The 19,319-nt window shown below is 48.3% G+C and carries 14 protein-coding genes and 2 tRNA genes; 12 read left to right on the forward strand and 4 right to left on the reverse strand.

The genetic code is table 11. The annotated features are described in order from the left end of the window. Positions 1-230 precede the first annotated feature (230 nt). The 3 genes from IEY46_RS04870 to rdgB all read left to right on the forward strand — a co-directional run bounded on the left by IEY46_RS04870 (position 231) and on the right by rdgB (position 2,882). Positions 231-1,289, forward strand: coding sequence for a GerMN domain-containing protein (locus IEY46_RS04870; protein ID WP_188989670.1), 1,059 nt, complete (start codon positions 231-233; stop codon positions 1,287-1,289). Between the two features lie 193 nt (positions 1,290-1,482). Next, entirely contained in the window at positions 1,483-2,229 is a 747-nt protein-coding gene (gene rph, locus IEY46_RS04875) for a ribonuclease PH (RefSeq protein WP_188989672.1), read from the forward strand. Further along, positions 2,226-2,882 (forward strand): RdgB/HAM1 family non-canonical purine NTP pyrophosphatase, encoded by a 657-nt coding sequence (gene rdgB, locus IEY46_RS04880; protein ID WP_188989674.1) that lies wholly within the window; start codon positions 2,226-2,228, stop codon positions 2,880-2,882. The genes rph and rdgB overlap by 4 nt, the downstream gene beginning before the upstream one ends. A 105-nt stretch (positions 2,883-2,987) precedes the next feature. On the opposite strand, the gene asnB is transcribed toward rdgB, so the two are convergent. Continuing rightward, positions 2,988-4,832, reverse strand: coding sequence for an asparagine synthase (glutamine-hydrolyzing) (gene asnB / locus IEY46_RS04885; RefSeq protein WP_188989676.1), 1,845 nt, complete (start codon positions 4,830-4,832; stop codon positions 2,988-2,990). A gap of 169 nt (positions 4,833-5,001) precedes the next feature. On the opposite strand from asnB, the gene IEY46_RS04890 reads away from it, so the two are divergent. Together IEY46_RS04890 and IEY46_RS04895 are read left to right on the forward strand one after the other, a co-directional pair. After that, complete coding sequence (locus IEY46_RS04890) at positions 5,002-5,361, forward strand: hypothetical protein (protein WP_229750069.1); 360 nt, start codon at positions 5,002-5,004, stop codon at positions 5,359-5,361. 205 nt (positions 5,362-5,566) lie between these two features. Continuing rightward, the gene (locus IEY46_RS04895; RefSeq protein WP_188989678.1) at positions 5,567-6,550 is read left to right on the forward strand and encodes an aldo/keto reductase; all 984 of its coding nucleotides are present in this window, start codon (positions 5,567-5,569) and stop codon (positions 6,548-6,550) included. A 98-nt stretch (positions 6,551-6,648) separates the two neighbouring features. On the opposite strand, the gene IEY46_RS04900 is transcribed toward IEY46_RS04895, so the two are convergent. Next, a complete protein-coding gene (locus IEY46_RS04900) occupies positions 6,649-7,542 on the reverse strand; it encodes an SDR family oxidoreductase (protein ID WP_188989680.1) in 894 nt (297 codons plus the stop codon). Positions 7,543-8,008: 466 nt separating this feature from the next. Here IEY46_RS04900 and IEY46_RS04905 point away from each other — a divergent pair, with 466 nt between their 5' ends. Continuing rightward, positions 8,009-9,133, forward strand: a complete 1,125-nt coding sequence (locus IEY46_RS04905) for an MFS transporter (protein ID WP_188989682.1) — start codon at positions 8,009-8,011, stop codon at positions 9,131-9,133. A 571-nt stretch (positions 9,134-9,704) separates the two neighbouring features. On the opposite strand, the gene IEY46_RS04910 is transcribed toward IEY46_RS04905, so the two are convergent. Beyond that, positions 9,705-9,778: transfer RNA gene (locus IEY46_RS04910), tRNA-Arg, on the reverse strand. A gap of 195 nt (positions 9,779-9,973) precedes the next feature. Here IEY46_RS04910 and IEY46_RS04915 point away from each other — a divergent pair. After that, positions 9,974-13,144 carry an efflux RND transporter permease subunit gene (locus tag IEY46_RS04915; protein WP_188989684.1) on the forward strand — a complete coding sequence of 1,057 codons (3,171 nt, stop codon included), beginning with the start codon at positions 9,974-9,976 and terminating at the stop codon, positions 13,142-13,144. Positions 13,145-13,164: 20 nt separating this feature from the next. Next, positions 13,165-14,058, forward strand: coding sequence for a TetR/AcrR family transcriptional regulator (locus IEY46_RS04920; protein WP_188989686.1), 894 nt, complete (start codon positions 13,165-13,167; stop codon positions 14,056-14,058). Positions 14,059-14,525: 467 nt separating this feature from the next. Here IEY46_RS04920 and IEY46_RS04925 read toward each other — a convergent pair. Next, positions 14,526-14,599: transfer RNA gene (locus IEY46_RS04925), tRNA-Gly, on the reverse strand. A gap of 190 nt (positions 14,600-14,789) precedes the next feature. Between IEY46_RS04925 and IEY46_RS04930 the strand changes: the two genes are divergently transcribed. From IEY46_RS04930 to clpX, 4 genes are all read left to right on the forward strand, one after another. After that, complete coding sequence (locus IEY46_RS04930; protein WP_229750070.1) at positions 14,790-15,695, forward strand: hypothetical protein; 906 nt, start codon at positions 14,790-14,792, stop codon at positions 15,693-15,695. A gap of 94 nt (positions 15,696-15,789) precedes the next feature. Continuing rightward, the gene (gene tig, locus IEY46_RS04935; RefSeq protein ID WP_188989690.1) at positions 15,790-17,094 is read left to right on the forward strand and encodes a trigger factor; all 1,305 of its coding nucleotides are present in this window, start codon (positions 15,790-15,792) and stop codon (positions 17,092-17,094) included. A 270-nt stretch (positions 17,095-17,364) separates the two neighbouring features. Continuing rightward, on the forward strand, positions 17,365-17,961 hold the full coding sequence (gene clpP / locus IEY46_RS04940; protein ID WP_188989692.1) for an ATP-dependent Clp endopeptidase proteolytic subunit ClpP: 597 nt from the start codon (positions 17,365-17,367) through the stop codon (positions 17,959-17,961). A gap of 23 nt (positions 17,962-17,984) precedes the next feature. Continuing rightward, a complete protein-coding gene (gene clpX, locus IEY46_RS04945; protein WP_188989694.1) occupies positions 17,985-19,241 on the forward strand; it encodes an ATP-dependent protease ATP-binding subunit ClpX in 1,257 nt (418 codons plus the stop codon). The last annotated feature ends 78 nt before the right edge of the window (positions 19,242-19,319 follow it).

A 19,319-nucleotide genomic window follows, 5' to 3' on the forward strand; every position in this document is an offset into this window, starting at 1 on the left:
TTTATTACCTGCAAGCAGGCGGTCAGGCATGGATGCATGGATATGCTGTAATGCTGTCTAAGGATTAGACCTGGCAAAACAATATGCAAAAGCGCTTCATGCATCCTGGACAAAACTGGTCTAATTCACGGAGAGGGCTCGTATACATAGTACTACAAAAGAGCAACTTGTACCAAATGAATGGAAGGGCTCGCGCTTGATTATGAAGTCTACGGGGAGGAATTAGGAACATGAAACATTATCGCCTTGTTCGCCGGGCGGCGCTCGCCGGAGCGCTGGCGTTGCCCATTTTAACATCCGGCTGCGGTTTATTCACACAGGAACCAAGCGAGTCTATCGACCCGCCGCAGAGCAGCACGCAGGATGTCGGCGGCGCTATAGCCGATGTCGGACAGGCCGCTAATCATGCAGGCGAGACACAAATGACCGTTTACCTGAAGGATCAGAATGGAATGCTGGCGCCTGTTACCGTACAGATTGCAATGGGCGAAGGGGAGAAGGCAGGGAAGAAAGCACTGGAAATGATGGTGGATGGTGGCGCTTATAACGCAGAGCTTCCTGAAGGATTCCAGGCTGTGATCCCGAAAGGGACGGTAATCAAGGATTTTAACATCGTTCCTGATCAAAAGCTGGCAGTCGTCGATTTCTCCAAAGCATTCGGAGAATACAATGTCACGGATGAGCGGCGTATTGTGGAGTCGGTCACATGGACATTGACCAGTATGACCGATATCCAAAAGGTGGAAATCTGGATGGAGGGCGCGAAGCTCGGTGAAATGCCAGTCGATGGCATGCCGATTGACGCTCCTCTGACGAGATCGGTTGGCATTAATCTCGAAGCAGCCGACGGGGTGAACAATTACAGTCAGACAACCCCGGTCACCCTTTATTTCTCTGCTCTTACACCCAATAATGAGATGTATTACGTTCCGGTTACCAGGCTGATCAACCGCTCCGACAACCGGGCTAAATCCGCGATCGAGCAGCTGATTAGCGGACCTTCCGAAGGACGTGAGCTGACGGCTGTTATGACACCGGATGTAACGGTCAAGAATGTGACGAAGAAGGATAATATCGTAACGGTCGACCTGCAGGATGAATCCTTTGTGCCTGGACAGCAGGAGCCTGCGGAAATGCTGCAAGCCATCGTCCTGGCTCTGACGGCCAATACAGGCGCGGCTAAGGTGCAGATTAAACTTAACGGGCAAACGGATTTCACGGATACCAATAATCAATCCTACAGCAAACCCGTATCCGCTCCCGAGCATGTGAATGCTTTTAAATCCTGATTCTTCTGGCTAAAACGTTAAGCCCGTCCCGGGAATTAAACCCGGGCGGGCTTTTTCATGTTCAAATCAGCACAAAGATTCCACAATAATTCCATTCAAGGAGCCATGGTATGCAGCTGTTTTCCGGCAGGGTGCTTTTCATCTTTGTCTTTGGTAAAATGATTGAGATTGCTTAAGAGGAGGACTACATAATATGAGAACAGACGGACGTCAATGGAACCAGCTGCGGCAGGTTGCAATAACTATGAACCCCAATAAATATGCGGAAGGCTCGGTACTGATTGAATTTGGCGACACCAAGGTGATTTGTACGGCTTCCGTAGAGGAGCGGGTTCCCCCTTTTATGAAAGGACAGGGAAAAGGATGGATCAATGCCGAATATTCCATGCTGCCAAGGGCCACGCAATCCCGTAACCAACGGGAATCGGCAAGAGGCAAGCTTACCGGCCGCACGATGGAGATCCAGCGGCTGATTGGCCGTGCGCTGCGCTCGGTTGTGGATTTGCAAGCACTCGGAGAACGGACGATTATGCTGGATTGCGATGTGATCCAGGCGGATGGAGGTACCCGAACGACGTCGATTACAGGCGCTTTTATTGCAATGGCAATTGCCGTCAACAAGCTTTCTAAAACGGTGGACTACGGGAAATACCCGATTACCGATTTTCTGGCGTCTGTCAGTGTAGGCGTTATTCAGGAAAAGACGCTGCTGGATCTCAATTATGAAGAAGATTCCAAAGCGAAGGTCGATATGAATGTAGTGATGACCGGATCCGGTAAATTCGTTGAGGTTCAGGGAACCGGAGAAGAAGCGCCGTTCACAAGACAGGAGCTCGATGGTCTGCTTGGCGCCGCTGAGGAAGGTATTCAGTCCTTGATCGCCAAGCAGCGCGATGTCCTGGGACCAATGGGCAGCCGAATCGGAGCTTCACGCATATGACGGCAGGCGGCACGGTTGTTGTTGCGACGAAAAATGCCGGCAAAGTACGAGAATTTGCCCATGCATTCGGTAAAATGGGATTGCAGGTTGTCAGCATGTTCGATTACCCCGATCTCCCTGATATTGTCGAGGATGGGGCTACCTTCAGCGAGAATGCGCGCAAGAAAGCGAAGACCGTTGCAGAAGCGCTGCACATGATGGTGCTGGCCGATGATTCGGGACTTGAAGTAGAGGCGCTTGGTGGCAGGCCAGGCATCTATTCCGCTCGTTATGCAGGAGAAAGTGCAAGCGATGCACTTAACAATGCCAAGCTGCTTGATGAATTGGCGTTGGAAGGGGCTGCCGTTCAAAGGGATACGGTCCAGGGCAGTATTCCTCAAAACGATTCCCTGCTGCTCAGCAAAGCGAGGTTTGTATGCGCGCTCGCCTTGTATAATCCGTCCAGCGGATCGTTTGTCGAGGCGGAAGGGACGGTTGAAGGTTTCATCACCGACACGCCCTCCGGAGCTGGGGGATTCGGATATGATCCTTTGTTCTGGCTGGCTTCCCATGGAAGAACGATGGCGGAGCTGTCCAAGGATGAGAAGCAGGCGATCAGCCATCGTGGACAAGCTCTGGCATCATTGCTGATTCAACTGGAGAACGCCCAATAAAAACGGAGCGCAATCCGTTCCGTCAGGTTTAAAGCCATAAATAATAGCCCGCGGCATGTGTAATAAGCGTTCTGCCGCAGGGCTATTTTTTTTGTGCCAAATATATTAGCGGATTGTCACGTTATATTCCCGCAGCCACATATCCGTCTGAAGCAGATAAGCGAAGAGCTGCGGGCCGGACATCAGTTGTCCGAACCAGGGAAGATTGGAGCTGGCCTCTTCCGATTCCGCAATTTCGCGGATCTTCTTCACATTGATAAGCGGCAGCAGCGGGGAGTTACCATCATTGATTATATCCAGCACTCTGCTGCGAACGGCACTCAAATAATTGGGGTTATGCGTTTTAGGATATGGACTTTTTTTGCGGTACAGCACATCAGAAGGGAGCACGCCTTCCAAAGCCATACGCAGAATGCCTTTCTCCCGGTCTCCAGCCGTTTTGATTTCCCAGGGGATATTAAACACATAATCCACCAGCCGGTGGTCGCAAAAAGGGACTCGAACCTCCAAGCCGACCGCCATGCTCATTCTATCCTTCCGGTCGAGCAGAGTGGGCATAAAACGTGTGATGTTCAGATAGGACATCTGCCTCATTCTTTGTGCATAGGGATCTTCACCCGGAAGCTTCGGTACCTGCGCGATCGCATCCGAATAGCGGTCTTTGATATATTCAAGCGGTTTGATCCAGGCAGCCACATCCTGGGATAGAAGCCCCGCCCTCATGTCCGCCGCCAGCGCCCAGGGAAATGTGTCGGCATTTAAAGCATCCTCCCGATGAAACCACGGATAACCGCCGAAGATTTCATCAGCGGCTTCACCTGAAATAGCCACCGTCGCTTCCTTCTTGATCTCCCGGCAAAAAAGCAGCAGCGATGCATCCACATCCGCCATCCCAGGAAAATCCCGCGCCAGAAGGGCATCCCGCAGCGCATCTACCAACTCGGGCGTATCGAACTGCACAGAATGATGGACGGTATCCAGATGTTTCGCCATTCTCTCGATCCAGGGTGCATCTGAATTGGGCTGAAAATCATTAGCCTTGAAATGCTTATTGTTATCCACATAATCAACGGAAAAAGTATGGACTTTTCCTTGTCCGTTCTGGTCATAATATCTCACAGCATAGGTGGTAAGAGCGCTGGAATCCAGCCCGCCGGATAACAAGGTGCAGAGCGGGACATCGGAAACAAGCTGCCGCTCTACGGTATCTTTCAGCAGATCTCTTACGGTATGAGCGGTATCCTGTACGTTCTGGGTATGCGGGCGGCTCTGCAGCTTCCAATACGTTGTTACGGATACTCCGGAACGGGTCACCATGGCGCATTGACCCGGAAGCAGCTCGCTGATGTCCTTGTATACTCCATGACCGGGCGTGCGTGCTGGACCCATGATAAAGATTTCAGCGAGCCCCTCCGGCCCGACGACAGCCTTGACAGCCGGGTGGGCGAGAAGAGCTTTAGGTTCGGAGCCGAACACAAACCGACCGGGCTGCTTGGAAATAAACAATGGCTTGACCCCAAGCCGGTCCCGGCCAAGGAAAAGCTGTTCTTCCCGTGAATCCCAGATAGCAAAGGCAAATATGCCATTGAATTTCTCGATGCAGGCCTGACCCCATTCCATATAGGCAACCAGGAGCACTTCTGTATCGCATGTGGTTGCAAACCGTCTGCCGCGGCCCTCCAGCTCCCGCTTCAGCTCGGGTGCGTTATAAAGCTCCCCGTTGTAAACGATGACATACGTATCGTCTTCGACAGTCCGGATCATCGGCTGGGCACCATTGACCGGGTCAATTACGGAAAGCCGGCGATGGCCCAGCGCACAGCTTCGGGAGAGCCAAGTACCCGATGCGTCCGGCCCGCGATTCTCCAGCGTTTCGGTCATTTGTTCCAGCGTGGCGTATTGTTTGGTTAGGTCATCGGTCCAATCGATCCAGCCCGTGAATCCACACATGGTACCTCATTCCTCTCTAAGCAGGGCTTAAACAGCGATACTAATATGGTTATGCAATCCGCTAGCATAAAATGTCTGTCCTGGGGGGGAAGCTAGAGAAGCACTGACGTCCTGCCGCAAGAATCGCCCGAAACAAGCAGCAATGATGGAACGAAAGGGGTCATTTTGAATGGAAAAGAATCACGAGTATATACAACCATCCATGGAGCGAAAAATCTATTATGTTTCCGTGCAATCGGGATCCATTCTTCAAGAACAGGGTGCAGCTGCCTATGAACTGGTAATTTCCGCCAATGAGGCGGAACTCGGCCATCTCCAGGAACTCATGGAAGAACTGTCCAGCATGGATGAAGCAGAAGCCTTCCATTTCTCTGCCCACCCTTACGGCACGGCATCGGAAAAGCAGATGAACGCCGGCGTCGACGGAATCCTAATGGATATCTACAAGCTGCTGTATGAGCTTGGAACCGAGGAAACCAAACGTCACATTGAAACGATGGATCTGTTCCCCGAGGGAAACCGGAAATGAATGTCTCACGGGCGGGTTGATCTTAGTGCTATTGTACGGCCTACGCTTCGATCGCCTGTCCGCTTTGGTAATGTTTGTTGGCGTTTGCATCTTGATACTTCATGGTTTGCTATTGACGATGACTTGTCCTTGCAGTATCTGGGAAGCAGCGTCATAATGGAACCAGGCAAGAAAGCGCCATCAAATCAAAAAGGCGGTTGATATCATGAACTATAGACAACTGGGAAGCACCGAATTGCACATTAGTGAAATCAGCTTCGGAACATGGGCTATCGGCGGATCATGGGGTGGAACGGATGACCGTTCTGCACTAAAAGCGCTGTCACGTGCAATAGAAGAAGGCGTCAACTTCTTCGATACCGCAGATGTTTATGGTGAAGGACACAGCGAAGAGCTGCTTGCCAAAGCGACAAAAGGGCGGGAAGATGATATTTATATCGCCACCAAATTTTGCCGCGCAGGTGATCTTCACGATCCGACTTCTTACTCTTATGAGTCGGTACGCCGCTTTTGCGAAGCAAGCCTGAGACGATTGGGCCGAGAACGAATTGATTTGTACCAGGTGCATTGTCCGCCTGCCGATATTCTGCGAAGCGGCGAGGTATTTGGAGCGCTTGACAGACTGCGCGAGGAAGGCAAAATCCGCGAATACGGCGTAAGCGTAGAATCGGTGGAAGAAGGTTTTATTTGTTTGCAATACCCGAATGTAAAGGCCTTGCAGGTCATCAATAACTTATTTCGGCAGAAGCCAGAACTGGAACTGATCCCCAAAGCTTTTGGGCAGGGTGTAGGTATCCTTGTCCGTTTGCCGCTTGCCAGCGGGCTACTGACGGGCAAATTCACCGAGAGATCTACCTTTGCAGCCGATGACCATCGTAATTTCAACCGCAACGGGGAAAGCTTCAACGTCGGAGAGACATTCGCCGGGCTTGCTTTTGAAATGGGGGTCTCATTGAGCAAGGAGCTGTCCTGGATTGCCGAAGGAAGAACGAATATGACAAGCGCCGCTCTGCGGTATATTCTCGATAATCCGTATATAACATGTGTTATACCGGGTTTCCGGAATGTCCAGCAGGTCGAGGACAATCTTCGGGCGGCCAACGTTCCGGGATTTACGCGAAGTGAGATGGCGAGGCTCCACGAATTCTATCGGCAGGAAGTTCGCGACTATATAAGAGGACCTTATTAAATAAAGCACCATAAAAGCTCAGGCCCTGCAGTGGATTATGATCCGCGCAGGGCCTGGGCTTTTATCGGCTAAACTCGTTAGGTTAGGCGGCCATCTTGCTAGCCATTGACGATTTCGCCGCCATTAATGTGAAGAACTTGTCCGCTCATATAAGACGAATCCTCGCTCGCGAGGTAAACATAGGCCGGCGCAAGCTCCTCGGGTTGCCCTGGGCGCTTGAGCGGCACATCGGTCCCGAATTGGGCGACCTTCTGTTCGTCAAAGGTAGAAGGAATCAGAGGTGTCCAGATCGGTCCTGGTGCAATTGCGTTCACACGGATTCCCTGGTTGGCCAGATTAAGGGACAAGGAACGTGTAAATGCCACAATGGCTCCTTTTGTTGCCGAATAGTCGAGCAATGAAGGGCTTCCTTTGTAAGCTGTTACGGATGTTGTGTTGACGATGGTAGAACCACTTTTCAGATGGGGCATGGCCGCCTGGATCAGGTAAAACATCCCGAATATGTTGGTTTTGAATGTACGCTCCAACTGCTGCGGAATGATCTGCTCGATTTTATCCTGCGGATGTTGTTCCGCTGCATTATTGACGACAATATCGAGCCTGCCCAGTTCTTTTACAGTATCCTCTACGGCTTGCCGGCAATAATTAGGATCGCCGATATCCCCGTCCCGAATAATGCATCGCCGGCCGGTCTCCTCTACGTACTGCTTGGTCGTTTCCGCATCGCTGGTCTCGTTCAGATACAGAACGGCTACATCTGCGCCTTCTTTGGCAAAGGCGACGGCTACAGCCCGTCCAATCCCGCTGTCTGCTCCGGAAATGATCGCCACTTTACCCTGCAGCTTGCCCGCTGCCTTGAGGGCGGATGATTCAAATTGCGGACTTGGCGTCATCTTGGACTCCAGCCCTGGCTGGGTGTTTTGATGTTGAGGCGGTAATTTTGTTGGCCGCGTCGGGGCTTCTCCAGAAGATGGTGTTTGCTGCTGTGTCATATTGAAAGCAACTCCTTTCACCAGGTTATCATTCCAAGAACAGGACTTTCTTAATCAGTTCTTCCTGAACTGTGAATTATTACCCCCGGATTTTCGGGATGAAAACCATTTATCAAGCGAACAGCTCAAAGTAGCCATGCCAGCAAAGACTATTACACATGGGCTATAGCTTCACTAAGTAGAGAACATAAAAAAAGACTTCTAAACAAAGTCGAATATGATTTGAAGCTTTTTCATGGTTCCGAATCCCTAAGTGTACAAATCTCTATTATATTAGAGGGATTAACATCAATGGTTCAATTACTTGAGTTAGATTAGGTGAAAGATACTGCAATTTATTTAGCGAAGAATATTCAGGTTTCCGAATAATGAATAGTATATAGGGAGAGAATAGTCTCGTGAATACATGGTTCTCTATTTTTTTTTAATCATTATAATGAACGTTATATATAAAGGTGTGACTAATATGAATGAAAAAAAATTAATCGTAGTGGGCTTGCCAATGATTGCCGTGACGTATGGTTTGGCTCGGTTTAGTTATGGTCTAATGCTTCCATATATTAATGAGACAATGAATATGGATCCATCCACTAGCGGCTTAATCTCGTCTTTATCATACATTGCTTATTGTATCGCGATCATATTTGCAATGGCGTGTTCTAATAAATTCACTTCAAAATCTATTCTTGTGGTAGCTGGATTATCATCCATTATTGGTTTGGGTATCATCTCCATTTCTCCTAATTCGGTAGTGTTAGGGTTAGGTATATTCCTTGCAGGGCTAAGTACAGGATTATCATCCCCACCATATGCTAATATTGTTAGCACTAACGTAAAGGCAAGAGTACAAAATCAGGCTAATTCATGGATTAATTCTGGAACAAGTATTGGAACAGCTTTTACTGGGGCAATTGCTATTTTTATGGCTAATAGCTGGAGAGAAACGTATTTGATATTTATGGTCATTGCTATTTTTGTGCTCATTGTTAATTTTATAATACTTCCAAAGCAGCAGGCTTCAGAAAAGAAGGTGATGGTTGGATTTTCTAAAAAGGAATGGAGACACTCTATTCAACTAATTATTGCCTCTTTACTAATAGGAATATCCTGCTCTGCCTACTGGACATTCTCAAGAGACTTTATGTTGAATTTAGATAATGTTTCTACGTACTTAAGAGAGTGGTTTTGGGTAATTATTGGACTAGCAGGTTTACTGGGAGGAACTGCTGGTGCATTTATAGATAAGTTTGGTTTAATGAACGCCTATAGGATTTCTGTATTAGTACTTTCAACTTCGTCCCTGCTTCTAGGAATTTACCCAGATAACAACGTAACATGGTTCCTGTCACCAGTTCTTTTTGGAAGCTCTTATATTTTCATGACTGGTGTCTTTATAGTTTGGGGAATTTCCGTATTTAAGACTAATCCATCATTCGGGTTAGGTGTACCGTTCTTAATACTCGCACTTGGTCAAGCAATAGGGTCTATTTTTTCAGGGGTAATAGCTGATTTATCAGGATATAATACTCTTTTTATTGGATCTTCTATCATTGGTTATGTGACCTTGGTATTTAAACTCAAAACAAAGTAGATACCTCGATTTAGAATCTATAATCTTTTGTATTAGTTGAACAACAGATAATACTCACAAAGATCAAAAGCCTAATTTCAATTAGTTTTGACAAATTGCGGAGTTCTGACTAAACTTTTTGGAATGTTTGCTGTAAGTCTTTCTCGATTTCTAAATATCGTGTGTAGAGCCGTTGTACGTAGTCGTAAATAGGGGCTTTCAGCTGGAACTGTCAAAAAGGTCCACAACCTGTTAGCTACTCTTCATGCATTTTCATCACGTCCTTCAGTTTTAGAACATGGAGTATGCAACCATACAGAGACCCTCGGGAAGAGGGCTGCGAAGGCTCCACACACGGTGTATGGTGGACAGGGGTACGCTTGCTTGCTGTGGCTGGACCCCTTCATCCCTCATTTAGACGCAAAAACAGCCATCTTCACTTGGAAGATAGCTGTTGGCTTTCGGTGCTGTCCGTCGATTGCTAAAATATCCATTCAATGGTTAATCGGAGACAAAACGCTTTAAAGCTTTAATAATTTCATAGTACTAAAAAGGAGTCCGTAGACACGGACTCCAAGATTCACAAGCTAAACGTCCCAGGAGGGATTCGAACCCCCGACCCACGCCTTAGAAGGGCGTTGCTCTATCCAGCTGAGCTACTGGGACACGTAAGTGATATTATAGCATGTAGTTTTTTATTTGTGCAAGAGGAAATATGAATTTGTCTATTTTATGACTGACTGTTCAATTTTTTGGAATATGACTTCCATTTTGTTGACTTTTGAACGCTGTTCAAATAGTATGAAAACATATTTGAACGATTGGTCAAAAGAGAATGGCAAAGAGATGAGGAGTGGAAGGATGAAAGGTATCATACGATTTTCCCTGAACAACAAATTCGCTCTCTGGATCATGACGATTATCGTCACGGTAGGCGGATTGTATGCCGGTCTGAACATGAAGCAGGAGACGATTCCGAACATTAGTGTTCCGATACTGGTCGTCAACACCGTGTTCCCTGGTGCCGCGCCGGAAGAGGTAGCGGACAAGCTGACGATACCGCTGGAGCAGCGGATCAGAAATATGAATGGCGTTACCGCGTTCACTTCTACATCGTCAGAAAATATTTCTTCTATTATCGTGGAATATGATTACAGCAAGGACATGAAGGAAGCGGAAAGCGAGCTGAAGTCGGTTACAGACGGCTTTCAATCGCCAAGCGGTGCTCAGGATACGCAGATTTCAAAAATCAGTCTCAATGATTTTCCAGTCATGTCCCTGAGTATTTCAAGCGGAAGCGAAACCAGTCTGGAGGATGTCACGAAGCTGGTCGAAGAAGAATTGAAGCCAGCGCTTGAGGGTATCGACGGCATTGGTTCCGTAGCGATTTCCGGCCAGCAGGTGAAGGAAGTCCAGTTAACGTTCAATAAAGAGAAAATGGCTCAGCTTGGTTTGAGCGAAGAGACGGTCAAAGGAATCATACAAGCTTCCGCAATTAAAGCGCCTCTGGGCTTATTTGAAATGGATAAAACCGAGAAAACCATTGTTGTCGACGGCAATGTTACGACGCTTGAGCAACTGCAAAATGTTGAGATTCCAGCGATTCCATCGGGGACTGGCGGCGCAGCTCAGCCAGGCGCTCCTACGGGTCAGGAACCGATGAACCCGGCTCCTGGCGCTGATCAAGGAGGGATAGCTCAAACCCCGCAGGGAGCCCAAGGAGCCGCGGGCATTCCAACGGTCAAGCTGTCTGAGATTGCTAAAGTCGAATTGGTCTCCATGCCGGAATCCATTTCCCGTACAAATGGCGAGCAGTCGATCGGAATTAATATCACAAAAGCATCGGATGCCAATACTGTTGATGTTGTCAATGCGGTGAAAGACGAGACCGCACAGTTCGAGAAGGATCACGCCGGTGTTAAATCGCTGGTCATGCTGGATCAGGGCAAACCGATTGAAGAATCGGTCAGTACGATGATCGACAAAGCGCTGTTCGGAGCTTTGTTTGCGGTCGTTGTCATCATGCTGTTTCTTCGTAATTTCAGAACGACGATTATCTCGATTATCTCGATTCCATTATCGCTCGTTATCGCTTTGCTTGTACTCAAGCAGATGGATATCACCCTCAATATTATGACGCTAGGAGCAATGACGGTTGCGATCGGGAGGGTTGTAGATGACTCGATTGTGGTCATCGAGAACAACTACAGGCGAATGTCGCTTCGCTCCGAGAAGTTGAAGGGCAAAGAACTTATCACAGATGCCACCAGAGAGATGTTTATACCGATCTTGTCATCGACATTGGTGACGATTGCCGTTTTCCTTCCGCTTGGGACGGTAACCGGGCCAATCGGCCAGATCTTTATGCCATTTGCGCTGACGATGGTTTTCGCTTTGCTGGCATCCTTGCTTGTTGCCATCACGATCGTGCCGATGATGACCCATATGATGTTCCGCAAGGGACTGAAGGAAAACCAAAAGCATGAAGAACGTCCTGGCGTTATTGCCACCCGTTACCGTAAAATACTGCGCTGGTCGCTGGACCACAAGCTGATTACCTTCATCAGCGCAATAGTCATTCTTGTGGGGAGTTTCTTCCTGGTTCCCAAGATCGGCGTCAGCTTCCTGCCGGATGAGCCTGAGAAATATGCAATGGTGACCTATTCCCCAGGTCCGGGAAAAATCATTTCTGACGTTGAGAAGACGGCTCTTGAAGCGGAGAAGCTGATCATGGACCGCAAGGGCGTCACCAATCTGCAGTATTCGGTTGGCGGACAAAGTCCGTTCAGTGCAGGACCAAACAAAAGCGCCTTGTTCTATGTCCAATATGAGAGCGACACAAAAGACTTCAATACCGAGAAGGACGCCCTGGTTGAAGCTCTGACTGCCGTTGAACCGTCAGGCAAGTGGGGTCAAATGGACTTTGGAGGCGGCGGACTGGGCGGAAGCCAGCTAAGCTTGTCCGTATACGGAGACAGCTATGAGGATATCAAGCCGGCCATCGAACAAATCCAGGACTTGATGAAGAAGAATGATTCTTTTGAAAAGATCGATAACTCTCTTTCCAAGCAGTATGAGCAGTATACGCTGGTTGCCGATCAGCAGAAGCTGAGCAAACTCGGTCTGACAGCAGGCCAAATTGTGATGAAGCTCAGTCCGGCGCGGGAGCGTCCGGTATTGACACAGGTGGCCGTCGACAACAAGGAATATAATGTATACATTCAAGTTGACACAAAAAAATACGGATCCATATCTGATATTGAGAACGAAACGATCACTTCGCCACTGGGCATTACGGTGCCGCTCAAGGATGTCATTAAAGTGGAGGAAGGTACGTCAGCCAACACGGTTTCCCGTAAAGACGGCAAACTGTATGTAGCGGTTACGGCAAATATTGTTTCCAAAGATGTGAATAAGGCCAGCAATGATTTGAAAACGGAAATCGACAAGCTGAAGCTGCCGGCGAATGTAAAGGTTGATTTCGGTGGTGTCGCGGAGCAAATCAATGAAACCTTCACCCAGCTTGGGATTGCGATAGCTGCGGCCATTGCGATTGTATATCTGCTTCTGGTTATTACATTTGGCGGCGCTCTAACACCGTTTGCCATATTGTTCTCGCTGCCGTTTACGATTATTGGAGCACTTGTCGGGCTGTATCTGGCGGGAGAAACCATCAGTGCAGCAGCCATGATGGGAGCGCTGATGCTGATCGGGATTGTAGTGACCAATGCCATTGTTTTGCTTGACCGTGTTCTGAACATGGAAAAAGCGGGACTGGCTACGCGGGATGCGCTTATCGAGGCAGCTGGCACGCGTCTGCGTCCCATATTGATGACGGCTCTGGCAACCATCGGCGCTCTGTTGCCTCTTGTCCTCGGATTTGAAGGCGGCAGCGGCGGATTGATTTCCAAGGGTCTGGGCGTAACCGTAATTGGCGGATTGGCCAGTTCAACGATACTGACATTGCTTATCGTGCCAATCGTTTATGAATTCCTTGCCAAGTTCCGCAAAAAGCCCGCAGCTGGTGAGTAAGAAAGGCGGTGTGCTTGAAAGTGGAAGGGAAAAAACAGCAAATTCTTGAAGGCGCAATAAAAAGTTTTTCCGAAAAAGGCTACCGGGGGACGTCCATTCAAGATATTGCGGACGCTCTCGGTATCTCCAAAGGATCTCTCTATTTCTATTTCAAATCAAAAGAGGATCTGCTACTATCCATTTTCAAATATTACATTGAATCAATGGGCAAAAAATCGCAGGAGCTTTCGCAATCCACGGAACTCTCCTCCCGCGATAAGCTGCGCAAACAAATTACGATGAGTTATGAACTTTACGACCAGCATAAAAGCTTTATCAACATCATCATGCAGGAACGGTTCGACCTCAACGAGGAGCTTCATGGTCTTATCCTCACGCTTAGGGCCAATTCCCTGTTGGCGACCAGAATCGCAATCCGCGAGCAGTACGGACCGGATGCGGAGCCGTATGCCAATGATGCCTCCATATTGTTCAATGCCTTCATTGAGGGTTATATGGGTTTCGTCATTATGGAGGGTAAAAGGTTTGATATTGAACGGCTGGCTTCGTTTATTTTGGAGCGGATGGACCAGATGATTGCCGGAATGATTGGGAGTCAAGCCGATATTATGATGGAAACGGAAGTTTTTGAGCAATGGAGCTGCATGGCCGCGAAAACTGCGGATTCGGGCGGGAAGCCTGATATTCATGCGGAGCTCGAAGTGATCCGGACTATCATTGACAAATCGGAGCTGTCAGCCGAAATGGCCTCTGAAATGTATGCTTCGCTCCAGCTTCTGGGTGAAGAAATTGACAAGGAAAAACCGCAGCTTGTACTTATTAAAGGCATGCTGTCGCTCCTGAAGAACTCCAAAATCGTAGAATTAAAGAAACCGGTTTTCAAGCTCGAAGCCATTATTGGCGAGATGTTCTGAATATCTGAGAGATGAATGCTAAACACACAAAAAAACGGACGGTTACGACGCATCGAGGCGTCAATCGTCCGTTTTTTAATTTGTTTTAGCCTGAAACATCGAGTATTGGCGGTTAGAGAGCATGATAAAGTGGTAATAGTACGTTGGAACAGAGGCTCTGATTCTGGAGAGGGATTGGAAAGTCCCTGCGGGAGTGCTGGATGTGTATATGGACGCTCGTCCTGATGGAGGAATTCGTAAGAGGTTTGCACGGACGGTCGAACCTGTAAGGGTTCAATTCCCTTCCGCAGAAGAGTATTCATAATGGAGCGGGTGAAGGGAATACTCCATATCTGGATTTAATGTCCCTGCGGGAGTGCTGGATGTGGATATGGACGCTCGTCCTGATTGAGTGATTCGTAAGAGGCTTGCACGGACGGTCGAACCTGTTGAGGGTTCAATTCCCTTCCGAAGAGGATTACTCATAATGGAGCGGGTGAAGGGAATCGAACCCTCGCCTCAAGCTTGGGAAGCTGGCGTTCTGCCATTGAACTACACCCGCAGAGAAATAAATGGAAAGTCACTGCATCAATAAATGATAGCATAGGGCCGAATGGAAATCAACAAAAGAGAATGTTATAATCGAACTCAAATGAAGTGCAGTTTCCGCTGCGGTGCGGATGGACTGACAAGGTGGTGATACTATTACAACTTCAAATTTCCCGCAAGGCGACAGCAAGGAAAATGTATATTTGTTTCCAAGAATGCTTGATCAATATCAGCTTCAACTCACGCGGATGCTTGAGGCCGAGCAGTATAGCGAAGCAAAGGACCTGCTTCGGTTTCTGATGAATTGCCAGGGTGAGGAGAAACGCCATTATGATGAATGGGGCAGTTTGCTCACATGGCTTGATATGGCGTTTCCTGCCCAGGGAGAGGATCCTTCTGCTTTTGGTTCTCTGGAGACTGTCGAGCTGAAGGTCGACGAGGACGAGGAGTCGATCAGACGCAACGCACTGGCCCCGGAGGAATACGACGACGCTTATGTCCAGCAAGTCCTGTATATTATGAGGAATCATCCAATTCCCGATCAGCAGGTGCTGGCATTGGAACGGGCGGCTCACATCCAGCATCCGGATGTGGATGAGGCCATCGTAACTTGGCTCACGGGCAACGAGCTGCACCCGGCTCTGCAGTTCAAAGCGCTTCAATGTCTGCGGCGGAGGGGCATTACTGGCAAGCTGCCGCTCATGCGGATGGGAGAACAGGTGGAGCTGGAGATTGAACGGACTCCTCTTTCCATGGATGACTTTCCTGAACCGGTCTCGAAGGTGGTTGAGCGGGTGGAATCGGTGACCGAGGTTATCGATGTAACCATGCCTCATTTTGCCCGTGAAATGTGGAAAGAGTGCCTTCAGTGCTTTTATGGAACTTCGATCTATGAGCGGCTGGTCTACGGTGAGGAAGATTCCGTTGACTGCTTTGCCGCAGCCCTTCATCTCATCGTTGAATTATCGCTTTATGATAAAGCAAATGATGATGATATCCGCGATACATACGGTATAACGCAAGCGCTACGGTTTCAATATGAACAAGCCTGCCGGTCTCTCAGACAGGTCGCATTGCTCCAGGACAGGGATGATGGAACCGAGTCTTGATATTCGTCCGGATGTTGATTATAATAGAATGGTTTATTAGCGTGAATCAACCAACGCAGAAAAGCGTTATTTAATTTGGAGGGGAAAGCATAATATGAAAGCAACATGGGAAAAAATAGACAAGAACCTTGTCTCCATCGACGTTGAAGTCGGAACGGAACAAGTGAGTGAAGCGCTTGACAAAGCATTTAAAAAAGTGGTTGCAAAAGTGAACGTACCCGGATTCCGCAAAGGCAAAGTACCCCGCGGTATTTTCGAAGCCCGTTTTGGTATCGAGAGTCTCTATCAGGATGCGATTGATATTCTGCTTCCGGATGTTTATTCCGAAGCGTTGAAAGAAACGGAAGTTATTCCGGTGGATCGCCCTGACATCGAAGTCGAGCAATTCAGCAAAGGCCAGCCTTTCAAATTTAAAGCAAAAGTAACGGTAAAGCCTGAAGTTGAATTGGGCGAATATAAAGGAATCGAGATTCCGGCGGGAGACGCCGAAGTCACGGAAGAAGAAATTACGGCTGAACTGGATCGTTTGCAGCAGCGCCATGCCGAGCTTGTTGTCCTTGATGAAGGAGCAGCCGAGCAGGGTGATGTCACCTCGATTGATTTCGAGGGATTTGTAGATGGTGAAGCGTTTGAAGGCGGCAAAGGCGAAGGTCATTCGCTGGAACTTGGCTCCGCTACGTTCATACCGGGTTTTGAAGAAAAGGTAGTTGGCATGCAGATCGGGGATTACAAGGACATTGAAGTCACATTCCCGGAAACGTACCATGCCGAGAATCTTGCAGGCAAGCTTGCAGTATTCAAAGTGAAGCTGCATGAAATCAAACGGAAAAACCTTCCGGCACTCGATGATGAGTTCGCCAAAGATGTTAGCGAATTCGATACGCTGGAAGAGTTCAAAACCGATCTTGTAAGCAAACTCGCTGAGAACAAGCAAAAAGCGAGCGAGCAGGCTCGTGAGACTGCAGTTGTTGAAAAAGCGGCGGAAGCGGCAGTCATCGATATTCCCGAAGCGATGATTGATTCCGAAACTAGCTTCATGCTTCGCGATTTTGAGAACCGTCTTCGCATGCAGGGCATGGATCTGAATATGTATTATCAGTTCTCCGGACAAGACGAAGCGGCATTGCGCGCTCAAATGCGCGGTGATGCGGAGAAACGCGTACGCAACAACCTGGTGCTTGAGCAGATTGCCAAGATCGAAGGCATTGAAGCTGGCGATGAAGATCTGAATGAAGAGATGGAGAACTTGTCCAAGCAGTACAGCCGTTCCGTAGACGAGCTTCGTGAAATTTTCGCTGCTAACGGTAACTTGGACAACATCAAAGAGGATCTGGTTCTTCGCAAAACCATCAAGTTCCTGTTGGACAACAGCAAAGTCGCAGCTGAAGTAGCGAAATAATAGCTTTAAGGTTAAGTAAGCGATATATAGTCACGATGAGCGGATAAGGCACGTGTTTACGTGCCTTATTTCTCCCTTATCAACCAAATGGGATAAGTGTCCCGTACATAACGTAGTACCAGCTAAGATCATGCAACGATTCGTAAAAAATGACATTGCCTGCGTAACATGTTAAAATAACAGCGTATGAAAAACCGGGGTTCAAAAAGTCTTTGTAATGGACTTTGGGAACTACCTCAAAAAGTCAAAAAGAGAAAGAAGGTTGGTCGCATGAATCTGGTACCTATAGTCGTTGAACAAACGAATCGGGGAGAAAGATCTTACGATATTTACTCTCGTCTGTTGAAGGATCGGATCATTTTTCTGGGAAGTGCGATCGACGATGATGTGGCAAATTCGATCATCGCACAACTGCTTTTTCTGGCTGCTGACGACCCTGAGAAAGATATCCACTTGTATATTAACTCGCCGGGCGGTTCGGTAACTGCCGGGATGGGTATTTATGATACGATGCAGTTCATTAAGCCGGATGTCTCGACGATTTGTGTCGGACTTGCGGCAAGTATGGGATCGCTCCTGTTGACAGCTGGCGCCAAAGGCAAGCGCTTCTCGCTTCCTAACAGCGAAGTGATGATTCATCAGCCGCTTGGCGGCGTACGCGGTCAAGCATCCGATATCAAAATTCATGCGGACTGGATTTTAAAAACGAAACAAAAACTAAATCAAATCTATGTTGACCGCACCGGACAGCCTTATGAGAAAGTTGACCGTGATACGGATCGTGACTTCTTCATGAGTGCGGAAGAGGCGCTCAATTACGGTCTGATCGATAAGGTCGTAACATCAAGCAGCGTTAGCAACCTGTAACAAATCGAAGAAGGGGTGATCCCATGTTTAAATTCAATGAGGAGAAGGGCCAGCTGAAATGCTCCTTCTGCGGCAAATCTCAAGATCAGGTACGTAAACTTGTCGCCGGTCCAGGCGTGTATATATGTGACGAATGTATTGAATTGTGTACGGAGATCGTGGAGGAAGAGCTTGGTCACGAGGAAGAGCTTGATCTTAAGGACATTCCTAAGCCAAGAGATATCCGCAATATTCTCGATCAGTATGTAATCGGTCAGGAGCAAGCGAAGAAATCGCTATCCGTGGCGGTTTACAACCATTACAAACGCGTCAATTCCCAAAGCAAGCTTGAAGATGTTGAACTTCAAAAGAGCAATATTTTGCTAGTAGGTCCTACGGGCTCCGGTAAAACACTGCTTGCTCAAACAATGGCGAAAATTCTGAACGTGCCGTTTGCGATCGCGGATGCGACATCGCTGACGGAAGCCGGCTATGTGGGCGAAGACGTGGAGAACATTCTGCTGAAGCTGATCCAAGCGGCTGATTATGATGTTGAGAAAGCGGAACGCGGAATTATTTACATCGATGAAATTGATAAAGTAGCCCGCAAATCGGAGAATCCCTCCATTACACGCGATGTTTCCGGCGAAGGCGTGCAGCAGGCGCTTCTCAAAATACTTGAAGGTACGGTGGCATCCGTTCCGCCTCAAGGCGGGCGCAAGCATCCGCATCAGGAGTTTATCCAGATTGATACGACTAATATTCTGTTCATCTGCGGCGGCGCGTTCGATGGTCTGGAGCAGCTGATCAAACGTCGTATCGGCAAAAAAGTCATTGGCTTCAACACGGCCGGAGACAGCCAGAAAGATCTGAAAGCCGGCGAATACTTGTCCATGGTGCTCCCGGAGGATTTGCTCAAATTTGGTCTAATACCGGAGTTTGTAGGCCGGTTGCCGGTCATTTCCACTTTGGAGCCGCTTGATGAGCCTGCGCTTGTCCGTATTCTTTCCGAACCGAAGAATGCGCTTGTGAAGCAGTACCAGAAGCTGCTTGAAATGGATAATGTCAAGCTGGACTTCGAGCCTGCGGCATTGGATGCGATCGCCAAGGAAGCGATCAAACGGAACACGGGTGCCCGCGGTTTGCGTGCAATCATTGAAGGTTTGATGCTGGACGTCATGTATGAAGTTCCTTCCCGCGATGATGTGAATAACTGCATCATTACCGAGAAAGTCGTACAAGAGCGGGTAATGCCAGAATTATCCTCCAAGAAAAACAAGAAAAAGGAAGAAAGCGCCTGATATAGATAAATGAACGCTCCAAAGTATCCACCTCTGTCCGAAGAAGGGCTATCAATAGCCGAATCTGACAGGGGTGGA

Source organism: Paenibacillus nasutitermitis, assembly GCF_014641075.1.
Lineage (GTDB): Bacteria > Bacillota > Bacilli > Paenibacillales > Paenibacillaceae > Paenibacillus_Z > Paenibacillus_Z nasutitermitis.